The organism is Rhodococcus sp. G6(2025) (assembly GCF_058628105.1).
On the sequence record NZ_CP179750.1, the window covers coordinates 2,382,200 to 2,402,093 of the forward strand.

The window sequence follows — 19,894 nt, forward strand, 5'->3', positions numbered from 1 at the left end:
GCGGCCCGCTACGGAGTTCCCTGGTCTGCCTGCACCACGAGGTCCGCGACCGCGCCGGGTTGGGACACCAGGACGGCGTGCGACGCCGAAACTTCCGTGATCCGGGCTCCCGCGCGCGTGGCCATGAACCGCTCCGCGGCCGCCGGAATCACGCGATCGTTCTGAGCGACCATGGCCCAGCTGGGTGTCGACGCCCACGACGGATCGGCGGTCGGCTCGAGGTTCGCGACGAGCGCAGCCGACTTCTGGTGCGCGATCATCCCGGCGACGGTGGCGTCCGGGACGTCCTGGGCGAACACCTCGTGGAAGCGGCCGGGATCGATGTACCCGTCGAGGTTTCTCCCGGCGATTCCGGTGGGATCGTTCTCGACGACCTTCACCTGCAGCACCGGCGGGAGCAGCTGGCTGCCGGGGAACCGGATCGGGTCGAGGTTCAGCATGACCGGCTCGCCCTGCGCCGGGGCGAAGGCCGCCACGTAGACGAGGGCCTCGACGTTCGGCGAATGCACATTGGTGATGACGGCGCCGCCGTACGAGTGACCGACGAGCACCACCGGTCCCGGGATGTCCGCGAGCACCTTCTCGATGGCGGCGGAGTCGTAGGCCGGTCCGCGCAACGGGTTGTCCGGGACCACGACTTCGTACCCTCGGCCGCGCAGTTCCGCGGCCACCGCATCCCAGCTGGTGGTGTCGGCGAACGCGCCGTGGACCAGCACCACCGTCGGCAGATCCTGGGCGAGGGCCGGTCCGGCCCCCACGGTCAGCGTGCCGGCAGCCGCGATCGCGCACGCGGCAACGGCGGTTCGAAGTCGAAGAAGTCGCATCACTCGTCTCCCGAGTCAGGAAAGAACACAGTGGTTAGGGGTGAAGGGGCCTGCGCGCCAAGTGTAGTCGCGTGACGACAGGCATCGCCGTACGAGAGCAACGCCGTGGCCTGGCCCTTCGTCGCTGAGATTACTCGCCCGCAGCGCGGTCGGCACCATTTCGGCTAGCGTGATCGGAGGGGGACGTTCCGCTCGTCTGTGCACGCTCCGCCATCGTCAGGAGGAACCCCGTGGATCTCGCCTTACGTGGCACCGTCGCCGTGGTCACCGGAGCCAGCAAGGGAATCGGGCTCGCCATCACCCGCGCGCTCGCCGCGGAAGGCGCGTTCGTGGTGGCGGGGGCGCGTTCGCCCAGCCCCGAACTGGAAGAACTCGTCCGCGGCGGAACGGTGGAGGCGGTGCACGTCGACCTGTCGACCCCCACCGGTCCGGGCGAACTCGTCGCCGCCGCCACTGCTCGGGGCAGTCTCGGCATCGTCGTCAACAACGTCGGTGCCGCCCACCCCAGACTGACCGGTTTCCTCGACGTGACCGACGAAGACTGGATCACGACGATGAATCTCAACCTGATGTCGGCGGTGCGGACGATCCGCGCCGCCCTGCCCACGATGATCGCGGCGGGCAGGGGAAGCATTGTGACCACGAGTTCGGTCAACAGTTTCCTGCCCGACCCCACCGTCATCGACTACTGCGCGTCCAAGGCCGCGCTCACCAACTTCTCGAAGGCTCTGTCGAAAGAGGTGGGACCGTTGGGTATTCGGATGAACACCGTCAGCCCCGGCCCGGTGTCGACCGCCCTCTGGCTCGGCGACGACGGGGTCGCCGCCACGGTGGCGCGCGCCGCAGGCGGTGACCCGGAGGCAGTGGCGGAGCGTGTCGCGGAGCAGGCGGTCACGGGCCGGTTCACCCGCCCGGACGAGGTGGCGGATCTCGTCGTCTTCCTCGCGAGCGACCGGGCGGGCAATGTGACGGGCTCCGATTTCGTGATCGACGGCGGACTCGTCACCACCCTCTGACGTCCGCGGCTACCGGCGGCCCAGAAGGTTCCGCATACCCTCGGCTGCCCCGCGCACGAGTGCGTCGCGGGGGAAACCACTGCGTTTGCGCGCCGCGTCGTAGTTGCCGCCCGCCACCCAGACCGGCCCGTCGGCGATGTGCGCGAGCCCCTCACAGGCAACGTCTTCGGGTTCGGCGACGTTCATTCCGGGAAGATCGAAGTTCAGGCCCGCCCGGACCATCGCCGGCGTGCGGGTGACGCCGAGGACCAGTTCGACCACGTGGACGCTGAACGGCGCGAGTTCGAGCCAGAGGCTTTCCGCGAAGATCCGGCCGAACGCCTTGGATGCGGCGTAGATGCTCTGGTCTTCCGAACCCAGGTACCCGGCCAGCGAACCGACCAGCACGATGCCACCGTGGCCGCGGTCCTTCATCCTCGCGGCGAAATGCTGCGAAAGGTGCAGCTGCGAGGTGATGTTCAGGTCGATGACGCGCTGGAAGCCGGTGAGGTCTCCGCTGACGAACTCGTGTCCGTAACTGTTGGCTCCGGCGTTGAAGATCAGCAACCCGACCTCGACGTCGTCGGTGGCCGTGCGGATCCGGTCGAGGGCGTCCGGATCAAGGAGATCGAGCGCGAGTGTGCGCACCAGGACGCCGTGGGCGCGGACCTTGGCCGCGGTCTCCTCGAGTGGCCCGGGCTTACGGGCGATCAGCGCGAGGTTGATCCCCGCGCGGCCCAGTTCCTCGGCGAAACTCGCGCCCACACCCTCGGAGCCGCCCGCGATCACGGCCCACGGACCGTAGTGCTCGGTGTCGATCATGTTGTGTCCTTCCGAAAATCGTTCAGTGGGCGACGGTGGGGGTCGGGACGGGGTCGGGGTCGCGCACCGGGACGACGCCCGCCTCCGCGGCTCGGGTGATCGACGCGGTCAGCGCCGCGCATCCTTTCCGGGGAGCGCCGGGGCGCCCCGGTCCGGCGCTGCCGATCTCGCGGCACCGGGCGCGGGCCGCGTCGTCCCACTGAACGGAAGTGTGTTCCCAGCTGTTCTTCCGGACCAGGACGCTCGCGCCGCACTCAGTGCACTGCAGCGGTTGCATCGGCTTCACGCGCCTTTCGTGCGAGGTTCTCTTCGACTTCCCGCTTCCACGACTCCACGGGGCGGGTGGTGTCGAGTTCGAACTCGAACCGCTCGGTCATCTGCGGGGTCACCGCGTCGACGTCGACGTAGAACTGCTCGTACCAGCGTCGCAGCTGGTAGACCGGGCCGTCCTCCTCGCACAGGAGCGGATTCTCGATGCGGGTCTTGTTCTTCCAGATCTCGATGTCCTGCTCGAAACCCTTCGCGATGAACGTGCCGAAATTCTTCGCCATCTCGGTGGCCGCGTCACCTTCGAGTTCCTTCGACTTCTTGACGATGATGCCGTACTGCAGCACGAACTTGTCGGCACTGACGGGGTAGTGGCAGTTGATCAGCACGGAGTCGACGTCGTGTGTCTCGTAGCGGTACGTCAGGTCGTCGACCATGAACGACGGACCGAAATACGTCGCATCCGAGCGGCTTCCGAGCATGCGGGGCTGACCCGACGCGTGCGGGCGCATGTCGTCGCGGGCCTGGCCGCGCATGAACTGGCTGGCGACGTGGCCCTCGAAGACGTTCTTGAAGTAGGTGGGGAACGAGTAGTGCACGTAGAAGAAGTGCGCCATGTCGACGATGTTGTCGACCACCTCGCGGCAGTGGGTGTCGACCGTGGTCCGGTACCAGACCCAGTCCGTCCACTCGTCGTCGAGCGCGCCGTCGATGCGGGGAATCGCGACGTCCGCGGGCGGCGGATTGCCCTCCGGATCGTTCCACACGAACAGCATCCCGTCCTGGTCGAGTGCGTGCCACGACCGGGTCCGGGCGAGCGGCGGAACCCGGCGCGCGTACGGAATCTTCTTGCACCGGCCGTCGCTTCCCCACCGCCAGTCGTGGAACGGGCACGCCACCTCGTCGCCCTTGACCGTGCCCTGGCTGAGGTCGCCGCCCATGTGCCGGCAGTAGCCGTCGAGCACGGCGAGATCACCCGCACCGTCGGTGAAGACGACGAGCTTGGTCCCGAACGCTTCGACGGAATGGGGCTTGCCGTCCCGGAATGCCTCGGACAATCCGATGCAGTGCCATCCACGGGCGAATCGGGTGGGCGCTGCGCCCGCGTCGATTTCGCGTACCTCGACTGTCTCGGACTGTTGGGTGGTCACGATGCGTCCCGTCCTCTCCTGGGCTTGTGCGGTGCCCTGCACGCTAAGTCAGCGTGGACGGCGCGCATCGCGTGGTCTCACTGGACGGGACCGGGCTGTGGGGAGGTGTTTCCCGTTGAGCGAGACGCACATCCACGCGTGGGTGTGATCGCCCTACCCTCCGACAGATGACGAACGAGGTCCTGAGATCGGTCCGCGGCCTGCTGCCGATGATCGCGGAACGCGCGGACAAGGTCGACGAGTCGCGGCGGGTGTCCGAACAGGTGATCCGTGAGCTCGGCGACGCCGGATTGTTCAAGATGCTGCAGCCCAAGCGGTACGGCGGCACGGAAGGCGATCCGGTGCACTTCTACGAAGTGGTGCGCGCAGTGTCCGGTGTGTGCGGTTCGACGGGCTGGCTGGCGTCCGTGCTCGGGGTGCACCCGTGGCACCTGGCGCTGTTCGACGACCGGGCGCAGCGGGACGTGTGGGGCCACGACGATTCGGTGCTCGTGTCGTCCGCCTACGCACCCGTCGGGCGGCTCGTTCCGGTCGAGGGCGGTTACCGGCTGACGGGGGACTGGCATTTCTCCTCGGGCTGCGAGCACGCGTCGTGGGCGCTGCTCGGCGCGATGGTGGTCGGGACTGCGGGCCGCCCTGTCGATTTCATGACCGCGCTGGTGCCGCGGTCGGACTACCGCATCCACGACGTCTGGGACGTGGTGGGGATGCGCGGCACCGCCAGCAACGAGATCAGCGCCGAGGACGTGTTCGTTCCCGACTACCGGATCAAGAGGAACTACGAGACGGCGCAACTGCGCGGACCCGGGCAGAAGGTGAACCGGGGACCGCTGTATCGGCTGCCGTTCGCCACGCTCTTCACCACCGCGGTGGCGGCGCCGGGGGTCGGTGTCGTCGCGGGATGCTACGAACGCTACCTGACGTTCATGCGGGAACGAGTGCGGCTCAGCCTCGGTGGCGGCCGATTCGTCGACGACCAGTTCGCCCAGGTCGCGGTGGCCCGGGCGTCGTCCGAGATCGACGCCGCGATACTGCAGATGGATCGCAACGTGCGTGAACTGTGGGAACTGGCCGAGGCCGGGGAGGAACTCCCCATGGGTCTGCGCCTGCGGGTGCGCCGCGATCAGGTTCGCGCCACCGAGCGAGCCCTCGACGCGATCGACCTGCTGTTCAAGACGGCCGGCGGGAGTTCGCTGTCGCGCGGCAACGCGATCGAACGGTCGTGGCGCGACGCCCACGCGGGCAGCGTGCACGTGGCCAACGAGCCCGAACGCGCCCTCGCCCTGTTCGGCAGGGGCGCGTTCGGGCTCCCGGTGGAGGACAACCTCGTGTAGTCAGCTCCGCATGTGCTGAACTGCCCGGTAGGAGAAGACCATCGCGGTGCCGAGCGGCACTCCGGGACCGGGATAGAACCGGCCGCTGAGCGATGCGCTGGTGTTGCCCGCCGCATACAGTCCGTCGATGGGTGTGCCGTCGGCGCGCAGGACGCGGGCGTCGGCGTCGGTCCGGACACCGCCCTTGGTGCCGAGGTCGCTGAGCACGATGCGGGCCGCGTGGAACGGGCCCTGCGACACCGGGCTCAGTGCCGGGTTCGGGGGCGCGTCCGCACCCGTGCCCGGAGGGCAGAAGAAGTTGTCATATGGGTCCTCTCCCCGGTGGAAGGCCTCGTCGACGCCGTGCTTGGCGAAGTCGTTGAACTGTTCGACGGTGCGGCGCAGAGCGTCTGCGGGGACACCGATCTTCTCCGCGAGTTCCTCGATCGTGTCGGCCGAGACCCAGGTTCCGGCCGCGTGATGCTTCTCTGCGGAGATGTTCGGAATGGAGATGGCAGGCAACACGGGCCCGCCCTCCTTCGAGTCGAACACGAGATACGAACTGCGGCTTCCGTGCTCGATCATCGCTCGACCGAACTGGTCGTACGGCAGCGACTCGTTGAGGTACCGCTCCCCGGACGTGTCGACGAGAATGCCGCCGCGCACGCCCACCATGAAAGCGCCGGAGCCATCCGGAAGTTCGACCCCGGGGCACCACCACGCCTCGTCGAGGAGTGCGGTGTCGGCACCGATGTCCACCGCCGCCCGCAGCAGGTCACCGGTGTTCGCGCCGCGCGGGCCCATGCTCCAGTCCGCCTTGCCCGGCGTTCCGTTCTCGGTGCGCAGGGCCGCGTTGCCCTCGATCCCGCCGGCCGCGAGCAGCACGCCGCGCGTCGCCCGGATCCGGACGGTCTCACCGGCGGCGTTCGTCGCCTCGACGCCGACGACCCGGCCGTCCTCGACGATCAGCGAGCGCGCGGCGGTCTCGGTGCGCAGTTCCGCGTGCCCGGTGCCGTGCAGAGCCATGAGAAGGCGGCCGATCAGGGCGCGGCCGCCGTTCAGTGTTCCCTCCGGATGCGGTTTCCCGGCCCGGTCGACGTCGGCCTCGGGCCGGATGACCTCACGCAGGTCCCCGACCTCGTCGCCCGGCAGGTCGAGCGGGTTGATCGCGCGACCGTAGTCCATCCGGCCGGGGGCCTTGTAGTAGTCGGGGAACGCGCGCCACTCGAACTCGATGTGGGGATCGCGTTCGAGAAGGTCGACGACGTCGGGCGCCGTGGCGACGTACGCCTCCTGACGGTCGATCTCCTCGTCGCCCACCACTGCGCGCAGGTACGTGCGCGCCTTGTCCGTGGAGTCGCCGATGCCGGCGCGCTCCTGCACGGCGGTGCCCGGCAGCCACACCGCGGCGCCGGAGTACGCGGACGTGCCGCCGAACAGTGGGGTCTTCTCGAGGACGAGGGTGCGCAAACCCTGCGAAGCGGCCGTGTAGGCGCCGGTCAGCGCGCCGCCCCCCGAACCGACCACCAGCACGTCGCACTCGGTTGTCCAGTCCTGCATCGTCGTTTCCTCCGTTGATGGTCTGTGGAGACAGGCGGTCCAGTCGTGGGGTTCACGCAATCGCATCCGGGCGACCTGCGGCACGTGCGGTCCCACTCACCGGACGGAATTCGATGCTTTCCCGATCCAATGCGAGAATCGACACCGGATCCGGGGCTGTGTGCGGAGTGAAGGGGGATCGAGGGTGCCGAGAATCGCCGAAGTGCGGGACGCTGCCGAACCGAGTTCGGAGGAACAGCGGGCACGCCACGTCCGCATGCTCGAGGCCGCGATCGAACTGGCCACCGAGAAGGAACTCGCCCGAGTCCAGATGCACGAGGTGGCCAAACGCGCCGGCGTCGCGATCGGGACGCTGTACCGGTATTTTCCGTCGAAGACGCATCTGTTCGTCGCCGTGATGGTCGACCAGATCGACCGGATGGGTGTCGGGTTCAAGAAGAGCGCGCCCCCCGGCGAATCGCCGCAGGATGCGGTGTACAACGTTCTCGTCCGCGCCACCCGCGGCCTGCTGCGGCGGCCCGCACTGTCCACCGCGATGATCCAGTCCACGAGCACCGCCAACGTCGCGTCCGTGCCGGACGCGGGGAAGGTCGACCGGGCATTCCGGCAGATCATGCTGGACGCCGCCGGGATCGAACATCCCACGGAGGAAGACCTCACGGCGCTGCGCCTGCTGGTGCAGTTGTGGTTCGGCGTCATCCAGTCCTGCCTCAACGGCCGGGTCTCGATTCCCGATGCCGAGTCCGACATCCGTAGGGCGTGTGACCTGCTGCTGGTCAATCTGTCGCATCGCTGACAGCCCGCCGGCGTGGGGCGGCCTCACCGTAGAGATCGAAGTGAAATTCATTCCTGGCCTCTGAGCTGCGCGGAGAACTATTTCGCACGGCAAAGGGCATTGATGTCTCCTCAAAAATAGAATACATTTCAAAAATTAGCCGCGGGCGCGTCCGCGAGCCAGAAGAACCCAAGGAGCGGAACATGGGCAACGCCGTCATCGTCGACGCGGCACGGACACCGATCGGGCGCCGGCGCGGGGCGCTGTCCGGACTACACCCCGCCGCACTGCTCGGCGCCGCACAGCGGGGTGTCCTCGAACGTGCCGGTGTCGCCCCGGCGGACATCGGGCAGATCGTCGGCGGATGCGTCACCCAGGCCGGTGAGCAGTCCAACAACGTGACCCGGCAGGCATGGCTGCACGCGGGACTGCCGTACGCGACGGCGGCCACGTCGCTCGACTGCGCCTGCGGATCGTCCCAGCAGGCCGTGCACGTCGTGGCGGGTCTCATCGCGTCCGGCCAGATCTCCGCCGGAATCGGGTGCGGTGTCGAGGCGATGAGCCGGGTGTTCCTCGGCCAGGCCGTCACACCGGAGACCGGCAACCCGTACCCCGACGACTGGTCGATCGACATGGGCGACCAGTTCACGTCCGCCCAGCGCATCGCCGAACTGCGCGGACTCGGGCGCGGCGACGTCGACGCGTTCGGCCTCGAGTCGCAACGACGCGCCGCCCAGGCCTGGGCGGACGGACGGTTCGACCGCGAGATCGTTCCCGTCACCGCTCCCGTCGTGGACAAGTCCGGCACACCCACCGGTGAACTCGCGGTGGTCACCCGGGACGGGGGACTGCGCGAGACGACGGCGGAGGCCCTGTCGGCCCTGAAGCCCGTGATCGACGGCCACATCCACACTGGGGGCAACTCGTCCCAGATCAGCGACGGCGCCGCCGCCGTCCTGCTCATGGACGGCGGCCGTGCCCGCGAACTCGGATTGCGGCCGCGCGCGAGGATCGTCGCGTCCGGCATGGTCGGCTCCGACCCGTACTACCACCTCGACGGTCCGATCGAGTCGACGCGCATGGTCCTCGAACGCGCCGGAATGTCCTTGGGCGACCTCGATCTCGTCGAGATCAACGAGGCGTTCGCGTCCGTCGTGCTGTCGTGGGCGCAGGTGCACGGAGCCGACATGTCGAAGGTGAACGTCAACGGCGGCGCCATCGCACTCGGACATCCGGTGGGCTCCACCGGGGCCCGGCTGATCACGACCGCCCTGCACGAACTGGAGCGCTCCGACACCTCCACCGCGCTGGTCACGATGTGCGCCGGTGGCGCGCTGTCCACCGCAACCATCATCGAACGCATCTGACCCCGAACGATCGACGAGGCCGACATGACAATGGGATTGACCGAAGAAGAGCGCGACCTGCGCGACTCGGTGCGGGGCTGGGCCACGCGGACCGTGACCCCGGCCGTGCTCCGGGAGGCCGTCGAGGCCAAGACCGAGCAACGACCGCTGTTCTGGAAGTCGTTGGCAGACCTGGGCGTACTGGGACTCCACCTGCCCGAGGACGTGGGCGGGGCGGGGTGCGGGCTGGTGGAACTGGCAGTGGTCGCCGAGGAACTCGGCCGGGTCCTGCTACCCGGTCCCTTCCTCCCGACCGTGCTGCTCGGCGCCGTCCTGCACGAGTCCGGGCGTACGGGTGAGCTCTCCGGGCTGGCCGACGGTTCGACCCTCGGCGCGGTGGCCCTGCAGCCGGGTTCGCTGCGTCTCGTCCGGGACGGCGGAGTGGTGACGCTGGACGGTGAGTCCGGGTACGTCCTCGGCGGGCAGGTGGGCGACCTGTTCCTGCTCGCGGCGAGAGACGGCGACGAGACCGCGTTCGTGGCGCTCGCCCGCGGCCGGCTCGACGTGACCGACCTGCCCAGCCACGATGTGGTGCGCCGCAACGCGACCGCTTCGGTGAACGCCCTCGAGATCGCCGAAGCCGATGTCCTGCAGATCGATTCGCAGCGCGTTCTCGATCTGGCGGCCACCTTGTTCGCCGCCGAGGCCTCGGGTGTCGCCGACTGGGCGGTCACCACCGCCGCCGACTACGCCAAGGTGCGCCACCAGTTCGGCCGCCCCATCGGCCAGTTCCAGGGGGTGAAACACCGGGTCGCCCGTATGCTCTGCCTCGCCGAACAGGCCCGCGTCTGTGCGTGGGACGCGGCCCGTGCGATGAATCCCGGAAGCAGTGCCAGGGCCGCGACGGCTGCGCCGCGCTGCAGTGCGGCGGAGGCGTCACTCGCGGCCGCGGTCGCCGGAGCCACCGCACCCGACGCGGCGTTCGCCGTCACCAAGGACTGCATCCAGGTGCTCGGGGGAATCGGCTACACCTGGGAACACGACGCCCACCTGTACCTGCGCCGGGCGCAGTCGCTGCGGATCCTGCTCGGGTCCACCGCATCGTGGCGGCGGCGCGTGGCCCGCGCGACCCTGGGCGGGGCCCGCCGGGTGCTCGGCATCGACCTGCCTCCGGACGCCGATAGCATCCGCGCCGGCGTGCTCGCAGAACTCACGGACGCGGCCGCATTGGACGAGCCGGAGCGCAGGACGTACCTGGCCGAGAAGGGCTACACCGCACCGCACCTCCCCGCGCCGTGGGGCAGGGGAGCGGGCGCCGTGGAACAACTCGTGATCGCGGAGGAACTGCGCGCGGCCGCGCTGAAGCCCCACGACATGATCATCGGCAACTGGGTGGTGCCCACGCTCATCGCGCACGGCAGCGACGAACAGTTGCGGCGCTTCGTGCCCCCGTCGCTGCGCGGCGACCTCGTCTGGTGCCAGCTGTTCTCCGAACCCGGCGCCGGATCGGACCTCGCCGGCCTGACCACCCGGGCCACCAAGGTGGACGGCGGCTGGGTGCTGCGGGGGCAGAAGGTGTGGACGTCGATGGCCCGGGACGCGGACTGGGGTATCTGCCTCGCCCGCACAGATGCCTCGGTGCCCAAACACAAGGGGGTGTCGTACTTCCTGATCGACATGAGGGGCAGCGACGGCCTCGACATCCGGCCGCTGCGCGAGATCACCGGCGAGGCACTGTTCAACGAGGTGTTCCTCGACGACGTGTTCGTCCCGGACGAACTCCTCGTGGGCGAACCGGGCGACGGCTGGAAGCTCGCCCGCACGACCCTCGCCAACGAACGGGTATCGCTGTCGCACGACTCCTCGCTGGGCTCTGGCGGCGAGGCTCTGCTGACCCTGGCCGGCGAACTGCCCGGCGGCATCGACGACGAGCAGCTGACCGTGCTCGGCAAGGTCCTCTGCGACGCACAGTCCGGCGGCCTGATGGGGCTGCGCACCACCCTGCGCTCGATCGCGGGCGGGCAACCGGGCGCCGAGTCGTCGGTCGCGAAACTGCTCGGCGTCGAACACATCCAGCAGGTGTGGGAGGTGGCGATGGACTGGGCCGGACCGCGCGCCCTGCTCGGCGACCGGCCCCGCACCTCCGCTACGCAGATGTTCCTGAACTCGCAGTGCATGTCGATCGCGGGCGGCACCACCAACGTCCAGCTCAACATCATCGGCGAACGACTGCTGGGTCTGCCGCGTGATCCCGCGCCCGGAAAGGGAGCGTGACCTGACATGGCGATCGACGTGAAGGCCGCGCTGACCGCGGAACCGGCCGTGCGTGACGTGGCGTGGACCGAGCGCGACGTGATGCTCTACCACCTCGGACTCGGCGCCGGCGGGAACGCCCAGGACCCCGCGGAACTGCGCTGGGTGTACGAGAAGGACTTGCTGGTGCTGCCGACGTTCGCGCTCGTCGCGGGGCAGGGAATCTCGGCCGGCGACGCACCGGCGGCCGGGCTGAGCCTGCCCGGTATCGACATCGACCTCCGCAAGATCCTGCACGGCGGACAGTCGCTCACCGTGCACGCGCCCATTCCTCCGTCGGGTGGGGCCCGGGTGTCCTCGCGGGTGGCGGACGTGTGGGACAAGGGCAAGGCCGCCGTCATCGTGCTCGAACAGACGGCCACCGACTCGGGAGGGAACCCGTTGTGGACCACGGGGATGCAGATCTGGGCCCGCGATGAGGGCGGGTTCGGTGGCTCCCCGGGACCCGAGTCGGTGGCCACGGTGCCGGCCCGCGAACCCGACAAGGTGCTGGAGTCGCGCACCGGGACGGCGCAGGCCCTGCTCTACCGGCTCAGCGGCGACCTCAACCCGCTGCACGCAGACCCCGAATTCGCGGCCGCGGCCGGGTTCGAAAGGCCGATCCTGCACGGGCTCGCGTCGTACGGTGTGGTGTGCAAGGCCGTCGTCGACGGGATGCTGGACGGCGATCCCACGCGACTGCGCCACTACGCGGTGCGGTTCGCGGGCTCGCTGTACCCGGGCGAGACCGTCGAGACCGCGGTCTGGCACGACGGCGACCGGCTGACCCTGCGCGCGACGTGCCCCGACCGTGACGGGCAACTGGTGCTGACCCAGGCGACGATGGAGGTGAGCGGGTGAGCGTCGGTACGCACCCCACGTTCGAGAACAGCCCGTCGGGAACGGTGCTGACGTCACCGCCCGACGGTTCCGCCGTCGACCGGGCGACCGAGGCCGCCCGGCGCGTGGTCGACGCGCTGCTGCGGACCGATCGCGGCAACGCCAACCTCGACCGCGTCGCGGAAGAGCTGCACAGCATCGCCGGGCACCTCGAGGAACACGCGCCCGCCGTCGCCGATCGGCTGATCGACATGTGGAACGGGGAGGGCGTCACCCGGCACGATCCCGTCACCGGACCCGAGAACGCGCTTGCACCGCCCGTGGTCCTCGAGGGGCTGTCCGACGGATCGGTCCGGGGCACCGTCACACTGACCATCCCGTACCAGGGGCCGCCCGGGCACGTCCATGGCGGCGTGTCCGCGCTCCTGCTCGACCACGTCCTCGGCGTCGCCAACGCCTGGGGTGGAAAAGCCGGCATGACAGCGCAGTTGAGCACCCGCTACCACCGCCCGACGCCGCTGTTCGAACCGCTCACCCTGACCGGGAAGCTGATGTCGGTCGACGGCCGCAAGATCACCACCGTCGGTGACATCCGGACCGCGGACGGCCAGGTGTGCGTCTCGGTCGAGGGACTGTTCGTCGACAAGACCGTGCCCCGCCCACGATGACCCCGATCAGGAGCAGACAATGACGTCACCCGGCCGTTTCGAGAACAAGGTCGTCTTCGTCACCGGCGCGGCGCGCGGGCAGGGCCGCGCCGAGGCCGTCCGGTTCGCCTCCGAGGGCGCCGACGTCATCGCGATCGATGCCTGCACCGAATTCGCGTCCACCGCCTATCCCGGCGCCACCCAGGACGACCTGGCCGAGACGGTCCGGCTCGTCGAGTCCACCGGGCGGCGGATCGTCTCCGCCACCGCGGACGTGCGCGACTTCGACGGTCTCTCGCGGGCCCTCGCGGACGGCATCGAGCAGTTGGGCCGCCTCGACGTCGTGATCGCGAACGCGGGCATCTGTTCAGGGGCGTTGTCGTGGGAGATCACCGCCGAGCAGTGGCAGGAGACGGTCGACGTCAACCTCACGGGGACGTTCCACACCGCGAAGGCGGCGGTTCCGTATCTGATCGAACAGGGTGAGGGCGGCGCCGTCGTCTTCACCAGTTCGGTGTCCGGGTTGAAGGGCACCCCGTTCACGGGGCACTACGTCGCCACCAAGCACGGCATCACCGGGCTCGCCAAGACGATGGCGAACGAACTCGGTGAGTACCGCATCCGCGTCAACACGGTGCACCCGGCGGGCGTGGACACCGGCATGAAGGTGCGCGACCTGCACCCGCTCATCGCCCGGTACGCGTCGACGCTCGGCTCCATCTACCAGAACTCACTGCCCTACCGCATCACCCAGCCGGAGGACGTCGCCGCCGTCGTCGCCTGGGTGTGTTCCGACGAGGCGAAATACATCACCGGGGCGCAGATTCCCGTCGACCTCGGCAACCTCATCCGCTGAGGTTCGCGGTTTGTGTTCGCCGAATGTCACAGTGGTGCAGTTCGCCTGCACCACTGTGACATTCGGCGCTCAGCTGCCGGGGTCAGACGGCGATGTCCCGGCGGACCATCTTGCCGGTCGCGTTGCGGGGCAACAGGTCCGTGGTGATCCGCCAGCGGGTCGGGACCTTGAAATACGACAGGCGATCTGCGGCGTACTCGCGCAGTTCCGCCTCGGTGGCCGCGGCCCCCGGTCGCAACACCACGACGGCCGCCACCTCCTGCCCCAGATCCTCGTGGGGCGTCCCGATCACCGCGCACTCGAGCACATCGGGGTGTTCGTCGAGGCACTGCTCGATCTCGGTGGGATACACGTTCTCCCCGCCGCGCAGGATCAGATCCGAGCGACGTCCGGTCAGCCGCAGGCGACCGTTCTCGACGAGTCCGTAGTCGCCGGTCCGGAGCCATCGGCCCGGGGCGATCGCTGCAGCGGTGGCGGCCTCGTCCTCCCAGTAGCCGAGCATCACGAACGGGCTGCGCACACACACTTCACCCTCCACGCCGTCGGGCAGCCACTCCCCGTACGGGTCGCGGATCTCCATGCTCACCGTGATGATCGGACGGCCCAGAGTGCCCGGGAACTGTTCGAGTTCGGGGGCGGTGGCGACGGCGATCGCGGTACTGCACTCGGTGAGTCCGTAACTGTCCACGAGGGCGTTGCGCGCGAACGGCACCTTCTCGCGCAGCCGTTCCTTGAACGCCACCGACGAGGGTGCGGACGCCAGCGAGAACGACGTGAGCGACGACAGGTCGTACTTGTCGAGGTCGTCGTGCTCGACGAGGCGGGACGCCATCGTGGGCACCGCTCCCCAGTTGGTGACCCGTTCCCGCTCGACGAGTCGGAGCACGGCGTCCACGTCGAATCCACCCTGGTGCATGACGACCGCGCCGCCCGTCGCGAGCCGCGGAACCACCAGATTGTGCAGGCTCGCGATGTGGAACAGGGGAGACGTCAGGAGGTAGCGAAGCGGACTCGGCATCGCCGGATCGACAGGGCGTCCACTGAACTCGCCGACCACGGCGTCGCTGAACCGGTGGTAGTCGACGACGGCCAGAATGTTGCGCTGAGAGTGCAACGCTCCCTTGGGTCTGCCGCTCGTGCCGCTGGTGTAGAGGATGGCGGCGGGATCGTCCTCGTCGACGTCGGTGTGCGGCATCGGGGACCCTGCGTACTTCGCGAAGAGCGCGGGCAGATCCTCCTCCATCGTGAGGACCGGGAGGTCGGTGCCGACCGCGGCGAGCGTCTCGGCGCGCTTCGCGTCGGCGACCACCACAGTGGGGCGACTGTGCGTCAGTCCGTACTCGACTTCCCGCGGAACCCACCAGCCGTTCAACCCGACGCTGATGGCGCCGAGCATCTGCGTGGCCCAGAACGCGACCACCCACTCGGGGGTGTTCGCGGCCAGGATCGCCACCCGGTCACCCTTCCGGACGCCGTGGTCGTCGCGCAGCGCCGTCGCGAGGGCCGCGACCGCGGCGGCGTGCTCGGTGTAGGACATGCGGCGGTCGGCGGTCACGAGGTAGTCGCGGTCGCCCCACCGGAGCGACGTGGTGAGGAGTTCGCCCACCGACCGCCCACGGTTCTTCATCACCGGCATCCGGGTGCCGAGCACCGGCTGCTCGACGAGTTCGAACCGGCCACCGGGTCCGGTGAGACGGGACATCACCTGATCCAGGTGCAACTGTGGATCTGTAGGGGCAGTCATCGGGGCGACCTTTCGTCCTCGGGCACTCGTACCGACACAAGATGGCACGCCGTGACGGGCGCCCGGACGTGGTTACCACTCAGCGAGACTGCCGCGATCCGCGACATCCCGGCGCCGTTACGTTCGACAGCGAATCGCAGCTGGAGGAACTCATATGACGATAGATCTCGACCCGCCCACAGTGAAGGTCGATCCGCTCGCCCCGGCCACACTCGGGCCGATCACCCTGCGCAATCGTGTGATCAAGGCAGCGACGTACGAGGGCCTGACCCCGAAGGGGCTGGTCACCGACGAGCTCATCGAATTCCATCGGCAGCCCGCCGCCGGAGGCGTGGGCATGACGACCGTCGCGTACTGCGCGGTCGCCGCGGACGGACGCACGTCGCCCGGCCAGATCCAATGGACCGACGAGACGATGCCGGGTCTGCGAAAGCTGACCGACGCCATCCACGCCGAGGGTGCCGCAGTGTCGGCGCAGATCGGCCACGCGGGACCGGTCGCGGCCGCGAAGTACATCGGATCCCCGGCGTTGGGCCCGTCCCGCGCGTTCCGGATGACCACCCAGAACTTCTCCAAGCCGGCCTCTACGGCAGACATCGCCCGGATCGTCGAGGCACACGCCCACGCGGCTCGCCGCGCGGTGGAGGCGGGGTTCGACGCCGTGGAGATCCATTTCGGCCACAACTACCTGATCAGCTCGTTTCTCAGCCCGAAGGTCAACAAGCGCACGGACGAGTACGGCGGATCCCTGGCGAACCGCGCCCGGTTCGCGCTCGAGACCGCCCGCGCCGTCCGCGACGCGGTGGGGGACAGGATCGCGATCCTCGCCAAGCTGAACATGGACGACGGTGTGCCCGGGGGCTTCTGGGTGGACGAGGCCATCCAGGTGGCGCGGTGGCTCGAACGGGACGGTTCGCTGGACGCGCTCGAGCTCACCGCGGGCAGTTCGCTGCTGAATCCGATGTACCTGTTCAAGGGCGACGCGCCGCTCCGTGAGTTCGCCGCCGTCATGCCGCAGCCGACGAAACTGGGAATCCGGTTGGTCGGCAAGCACTTCCTGAAGGAATACCCCTACCGCGACGCCTACCTCCTCGAGGACGCCCGCCAGATCAGGGCCGCCGTGACGATGCCGCTCGTCCTGCTCGGCGGCATCACCGGCAAGGCGACCATGGACCTGGCGATGGCGGAAGGCTTCCAGTTCGTGGCCGTCGCACGCGCACTCCTGCGGGAACCCGACCTCGTCAACCGGATCACCGAGGAGACCCACAACCCCGGTCTGTGCATTCACTGCAACAAGTGCATGACGGCGATCTACGGTGGCACCCACTGCGTGCTCCGCGTGCCGTGAGCGTGCATACCGTGTCGACAGGAGAGATGGAGTTGGAACGCACCACGATCGCCGAGATGCTGCTCGACCGGCTGGGTGACGACAGGCTGGGAGTCCGAACCAGGGAACAGGATTGGACCTGGGACGAGGTGGTGCGCGAGAGTGCGGCCCGCGGGTCCGTCGCGTCCTCGTTGCGGCGCGACGGACCGTTCCACATCGGAGTCCTGCTGGAGAACACCCCCGAGTTCCTGTTCTGGCTGGGCGGCGCGGCGCTCGCAGGTGCCACCGTCGTCGGCATCAATCCGACCCGCCGCGGCGCGGAACTCGAGGCCGAGATCCGGTACGTCGACTGCCAGCTGATCGTCACGGACACCGCGGGGAAGGCGCAGCTCGCCGGTCTCGACCTCGGGCTGTCCGACGACCGGTTTCTGCTGGTCGACGATCCGGCCTACACCGAACGCGTCGCGTCCCACACCGTCGAGAGTCCGGCCTGGGATCCCGGGATCGACGCGTCGACGCTGTTCCTTCTGCTGTTCACGTCCGGCACCACCGGCACGTCGAAAGCGGTGCGGTGCACTCAGGGCCGGCTCGCCCGGCTGGCGTACGCCAACACCGTCAAGTACGGGCACGTGCGCGAGGACGTCGACTACTGCTGCATGCCGCTGTTCCACGGCAACGCGCTGATGGCGCTGTGGGCGCCCGCACTCGCCAACGGCGCCACCGTCTGCCTGCCGCGCAAGTTCTCCGCGTCCGGATTCCTGCCCGACGTCCGGTTCTTCGGCGCCACATTCTTCACCTACGTCGGCAAGGCGCTGGCGTACCTGATGGCCACACCCGAGCAACCCGACGACCGGGACAACACACTCGTCCGCGGTTTCGGGACCGAGGCGTCCCCGGAGGACAAGACCGAATTCGTCCGCCGGTTCGGCGCCGAACTGTACGAAGGGTACGGCTCGAGCGAAGGCGCCGGTTCGGTGACGCTCGACCCCGACGCCCCCGAGGGCGCGCTCGGCAGACCCGCGAACGAGAACATCGTCATCGTCGACCCCGACACCCGCGCGGAAAAGGCCCGGGCGCGGCTCGACGAGCACGGTCGCGTACTCAACCCGGACGAGGCGATCGGCGAGATGGTCGACAAGGCCGGCGCGGCGCGATTCGAGGGCTATTACAAGAACGAGGACGCGATCGCGGACCGCATCCGGCACGGCTGGTACTGGACGGGCGACCTCGGGTACGTCGACGAGGCCGGCTTCATCTACTTCGCCGGCCGGAAGGGTGACTGGATCCGGGTGGACGGGGAGAACACCTCGGCGTTGATGGTGGAGCGGATTCTGCGCCGCCACCCGAAAGTGGTCGCCACCGGCGTGTTCGCCGTCCCGGACCCGCGGTCGGGCGATCAGGTGATGGCGGCCGTCGAGGTGTCGGACCCCACCGATTTCGATCCGGCGGAGTTCGCCGCGTTCCTTTCCATCCAAGACGACCTCGGTACGAAGGCTGCACCGCGCTTCGTCCGGGTGTCGACGGACCTGCCGGTGACGGGATCGAACAAGGTGCTCAAACGAACGCTGCAGGAACAGCGCTGGCGGTGCGACGATCCGGTCTTCCGGTGGGTGGGACGCGGTGTTCCCGAGTACCACGAGATGACCGACAGTGAGAAGGCCGCGCTGGAGCAGGAGTTCCACACGCACGGCCGGCAACGATTCCTGCACGTGTGACGGTGAGGGTGACATGAAACTGGGTGTGGTGATTCCCGTCGAGCTGGGACGGGCGGGCGAGCCCGAATGGATACTCGAATTCGCGAGGGCCGCCGAATCACTCGGATTCGACGAGATCTCCGCCGTCGAGCATTCGGTCGTTATCGCGGACACGGCGAGTGCCTATCCGTACTCGCCCACCGGCAAGTCGCACCTGCCCGACGACTGCAGCCTGCCGGACCCGCTGGAACTGCTGTCGTTCGTCGCCGGCGCCACGACGACCCTGGGACTCGCGACGGGAGTGCTGGTGCTGCCCAACCACCACCCGGTGGTGCTGGCGAAGCGTCTCGCCACCCTGGACCGGCTGTCCGCGGGGCGTCTCCGCATCTGCCTCGGTCTCGGCTGGATGCGCGAGGAGATCGAGGCCTGCGGCGGCGACTTCGACCGGCGCGGCGCGGTCGCCGACGAGGCGATCGCGGTGATGCGGGCGCTGTGGTCGGGTACCGGCGCCGTCGACTTCGCGGGTGAACACTTCTCCTTCCGCGGTGCCCAGAGCTGGCCCAAACCCCACCGGAATTCGGGAGTGCCGCTCTTCATCGGCGGACACAGCCCGGCGGCCGCACGGCGGGCCGGGCGGCTCGGCGACGGGTTCCAGCCGCTCGGCCTGGCCGGCGACGACCTGGACCGGGCGATTTCCCGGATGCGGGCGGCGGCAGCGGACGCCGGCCGCGATCCCGCCGACGTCGACCTCGTGCTGGGTGCCACGCTGCCGCGGCTGGACGAGGCCACACTCGACCGGTCCCGGGACCTGGGCGCGAATCGGCTCGTGCTGTCGGCGTCCCGGCACGCGCAGTCCCTCGGCCAGGTCATCGACGAGATGGCCGCCTGCTCGGCGCGGTTGGGGCTCAGTCCGGCACGGTGACCGGCAGGTCCTCGCTGAAGTCGACGATCAGTTCGCGCCGGGAGAACTGCCAGCCGGTGTCGCCGAGCACGTACCGGTCGTGGTAGCGCAACGCGATCCGGTTGTCGCGGAATCCGTTTCGTCCGGCATAGACGTGGTGTGCCGTGCAGTACGTCTCGCCCGACGCCGTCGACCCGTCCACGTCGATCACCTGCTGGTGCACGACGTGCCGGGTGGACTGCAGATGCGAGACCGCGTCCACGACGGCGGACGCGAGCACGCCGCTGCCGCGGAGTTCCGTTGCCGCGCCGGTGCCCGTCAACGCGGGCGGGAGGACGAACGTCGCGTCGGGGTCGAACAACGCCGCGAGCGTCGCCGCCTCGCGCCGGTCGACGGCCCGCGCATAGCGGGCGGTGAGTTCGGTGAGAGCGAATCCGGTGGCCATTCCACCATTCCAGCGGACGTGCGGCATCGGCGACAGCCGCCTCCCGCTGACCGAGACATCGGCACCGAGGCGTGGGAGTGCTGGTTAGCGTCCAG

General features: G+C 69.1%; 18 protein-coding genes. 11 read left to right on the forward strand and 7 right to left on the reverse strand.

The features are described from left to right. Positions 1-8 precede the first annotated feature (8 nt). The gene (locus ACLIVD_RS10775; protein ID WP_283331389.1) at positions 9-824 is read right to left on the reverse strand and encodes an alpha/beta hydrolase; all 816 of its coding nucleotides are present in this window, start codon (positions 822-824) and stop codon (positions 9-11) included. Positions 825-1,054: 230 nt separating this feature from the next. Here ACLIVD_RS10775 and ACLIVD_RS10780 point away from each other — a divergent pair, with 230 nt between their 5' ends. After that, on the forward strand, positions 1,055-1,840 hold the full coding sequence (locus ACLIVD_RS10780; protein ID WP_283352473.1) for an SDR family NAD(P)-dependent oxidoreductase: 786 nt from the start codon (positions 1,055-1,057) through the stop codon (positions 1,838-1,840). Positions 1,841-1,849: 9 nt separating this feature from the next. Here ACLIVD_RS10780 and ACLIVD_RS10785 read toward each other — a convergent pair whose 3' ends face one another. Genes ACLIVD_RS10785 through ACLIVD_RS10795 form a run of 3 tightly spaced genes read right to left on the reverse strand, consistent with a single transcriptional unit; the run spans position 1,850 to position 4,059 of the window. After that, the gene (locus tag ACLIVD_RS10785; RefSeq protein ID WP_491932457.1) at positions 1,850-2,641 is read right to left on the reverse strand and encodes an SDR family NAD(P)-dependent oxidoreductase; all 792 of its coding nucleotides are present in this window, start codon (positions 2,639-2,641) and stop codon (positions 1,850-1,852) included. A 22-nt stretch (positions 2,642-2,663) separates the two neighbouring features. Next, positions 2,664-2,918, reverse strand: a complete 255-nt coding sequence (locus ACLIVD_RS10790; RefSeq protein WP_283352471.1) for a hypothetical protein — start codon at positions 2,916-2,918, stop codon at positions 2,664-2,666. Then, positions 2,896-4,059, reverse strand: coding sequence for a 3-ketosteroid-9-alpha-monooxygenase, oxygenase component (locus tag ACLIVD_RS10795; protein WP_491932458.1), 1,164 nt, complete (start codon positions 4,057-4,059; stop codon positions 2,896-2,898). The genes ACLIVD_RS10790 and ACLIVD_RS10795 overlap by 23 nt, the downstream gene beginning before the upstream one ends. A gap of 167 nt (positions 4,060-4,226) precedes the next feature. Here ACLIVD_RS10795 and hsaA point away from each other — a divergent pair, with 167 nt between their 5' ends. Continuing rightward, on the forward strand, positions 4,227-5,393 hold the full coding sequence (gene hsaA, locus ACLIVD_RS10800; RefSeq protein WP_491932459.1) for a 3-hydroxy-9,10-secoandrosta-1,3,5(10)-triene-9,17-dione monooxygenase oxygenase subunit: 1,167 nt from the start codon (positions 4,227-4,229) through the stop codon (positions 5,391-5,393). Here the strand turns inward: hsaA and ACLIVD_RS10805 are convergent, their stop codons facing one another. Next, entirely contained in the window at positions 5,394-6,932 is a 1,539-nt protein-coding gene (locus tag ACLIVD_RS10805) for an FAD-dependent oxidoreductase (RefSeq protein WP_491932460.1), read from the reverse strand. A 184-nt stretch (positions 6,933-7,116) separates the two neighbouring features. Between ACLIVD_RS10805 and ACLIVD_RS10810 the strand changes: the two genes are divergently transcribed. The 6 genes from ACLIVD_RS10810 (at position 7,117) to ACLIVD_RS10835 (ending at position 13,688) form a co-directional block, all read left to right on the forward strand. After that, on the forward strand, positions 7,117-7,728 hold the full coding sequence (locus tag ACLIVD_RS10810) for a TetR/AcrR family transcriptional regulator (RefSeq protein ID WP_011597920.1): 612 nt from the start codon (positions 7,117-7,119) through the stop codon (positions 7,726-7,728). Positions 7,729-7,910: 182 nt separating this feature from the next. Continuing rightward, on the forward strand, positions 7,911-9,074 hold the full coding sequence (locus ACLIVD_RS10815; RefSeq protein WP_491932461.1) for a steroid 3-ketoacyl-CoA thiolase: 1,164 nt from the start codon (positions 7,911-7,913) through the stop codon (positions 9,072-9,074). Positions 9,075-9,098: 24 nt separating this feature from the next. Then, entirely contained in the window at positions 9,099-11,327 is a 2,229-nt protein-coding gene (locus ACLIVD_RS10820; RefSeq protein WP_491932462.1) for an acyl-CoA dehydrogenase family protein, read from the forward strand. Positions 11,328-11,333: 6 nt separating this feature from the next. Further along, positions 11,334-12,206, forward strand: a complete 873-nt coding sequence (locus ACLIVD_RS10825) for a MaoC/PaaZ C-terminal domain-containing protein (protein WP_491932463.1) — start codon at positions 11,334-11,336, stop codon at positions 12,204-12,206. Continuing rightward, positions 12,203-12,853 (forward strand): PaaI family thioesterase, encoded by a 651-nt coding sequence (locus ACLIVD_RS10830; RefSeq protein WP_491932464.1) that lies wholly within the window; start codon positions 12,203-12,205, stop codon positions 12,851-12,853. Before ACLIVD_RS10825 ends, ACLIVD_RS10830 begins: the two co-directional genes overlap by 4 nt. Positions 12,854-12,872: 19 nt before the next feature. Continuing rightward, positions 12,873-13,688 carry a mycofactocin-coupled SDR family oxidoreductase gene (locus tag ACLIVD_RS10835; RefSeq protein WP_491932465.1) on the forward strand — a complete coding sequence of 272 codons (816 nt, stop codon included), beginning with the start codon at positions 12,873-12,875 and terminating at the stop codon, positions 13,686-13,688. A gap of 82 nt (positions 13,689-13,770) precedes the next feature. On the opposite strand, the gene casG is transcribed toward ACLIVD_RS10835, so the two are convergent. Further along, on the reverse strand, positions 13,771-15,432 hold the full coding sequence (gene casG, locus ACLIVD_RS10840) for a steroid-24-oyl-CoA synthetase (protein ID WP_491932466.1): 1,662 nt from the start codon (positions 15,430-15,432) through the stop codon (positions 13,771-13,773). A 154-nt stretch (positions 15,433-15,586) separates the two neighbouring features. Between casG and ACLIVD_RS10845 the strand changes: the two genes are divergently transcribed. From ACLIVD_RS10845 to ACLIVD_RS10855, 3 genes are read left to right on the forward strand one after another with little or no spacing between them, the layout of a single operon-like run. Then, the gene (locus ACLIVD_RS10845) at positions 15,587-16,780 is read left to right on the forward strand and encodes an NADH:flavin oxidoreductase (protein WP_491932467.1); all 1,194 of its coding nucleotides are present in this window, start codon (positions 15,587-15,589) and stop codon (positions 16,778-16,780) included. A gap of 26 nt (positions 16,781-16,806) precedes the next feature. After that, on the forward strand, positions 16,807-18,474 hold the full coding sequence (gene casI / locus ACLIVD_RS10850; RefSeq protein ID WP_491932870.1) for a steroid-22-oyl-CoA synthetase: 1,668 nt from the start codon (positions 16,807-16,809) through the stop codon (positions 18,472-18,474). Positions 18,475-18,487: 13 nt separating this feature from the next. Beyond that, the gene (locus ACLIVD_RS10855; protein WP_491932468.1) at positions 18,488-19,375 is read left to right on the forward strand and encodes an LLM class F420-dependent oxidoreductase; all 888 of its coding nucleotides are present in this window, start codon (positions 18,488-18,490) and stop codon (positions 19,373-19,375) included. On the opposite strand, the gene ACLIVD_RS10860 is transcribed toward ACLIVD_RS10855, so the two are convergent. After that, on the reverse strand, positions 19,359-19,799 hold the full coding sequence (locus tag ACLIVD_RS10860) for a nuclear transport factor 2 family protein (RefSeq protein WP_283331375.1): 441 nt from the start codon (positions 19,797-19,799) through the stop codon (positions 19,359-19,361). The genes ACLIVD_RS10855 and ACLIVD_RS10860 overlap by 17 nt on opposite strands. Between the last annotated feature and the right edge of the window lie 95 nt (positions 19,800-19,894).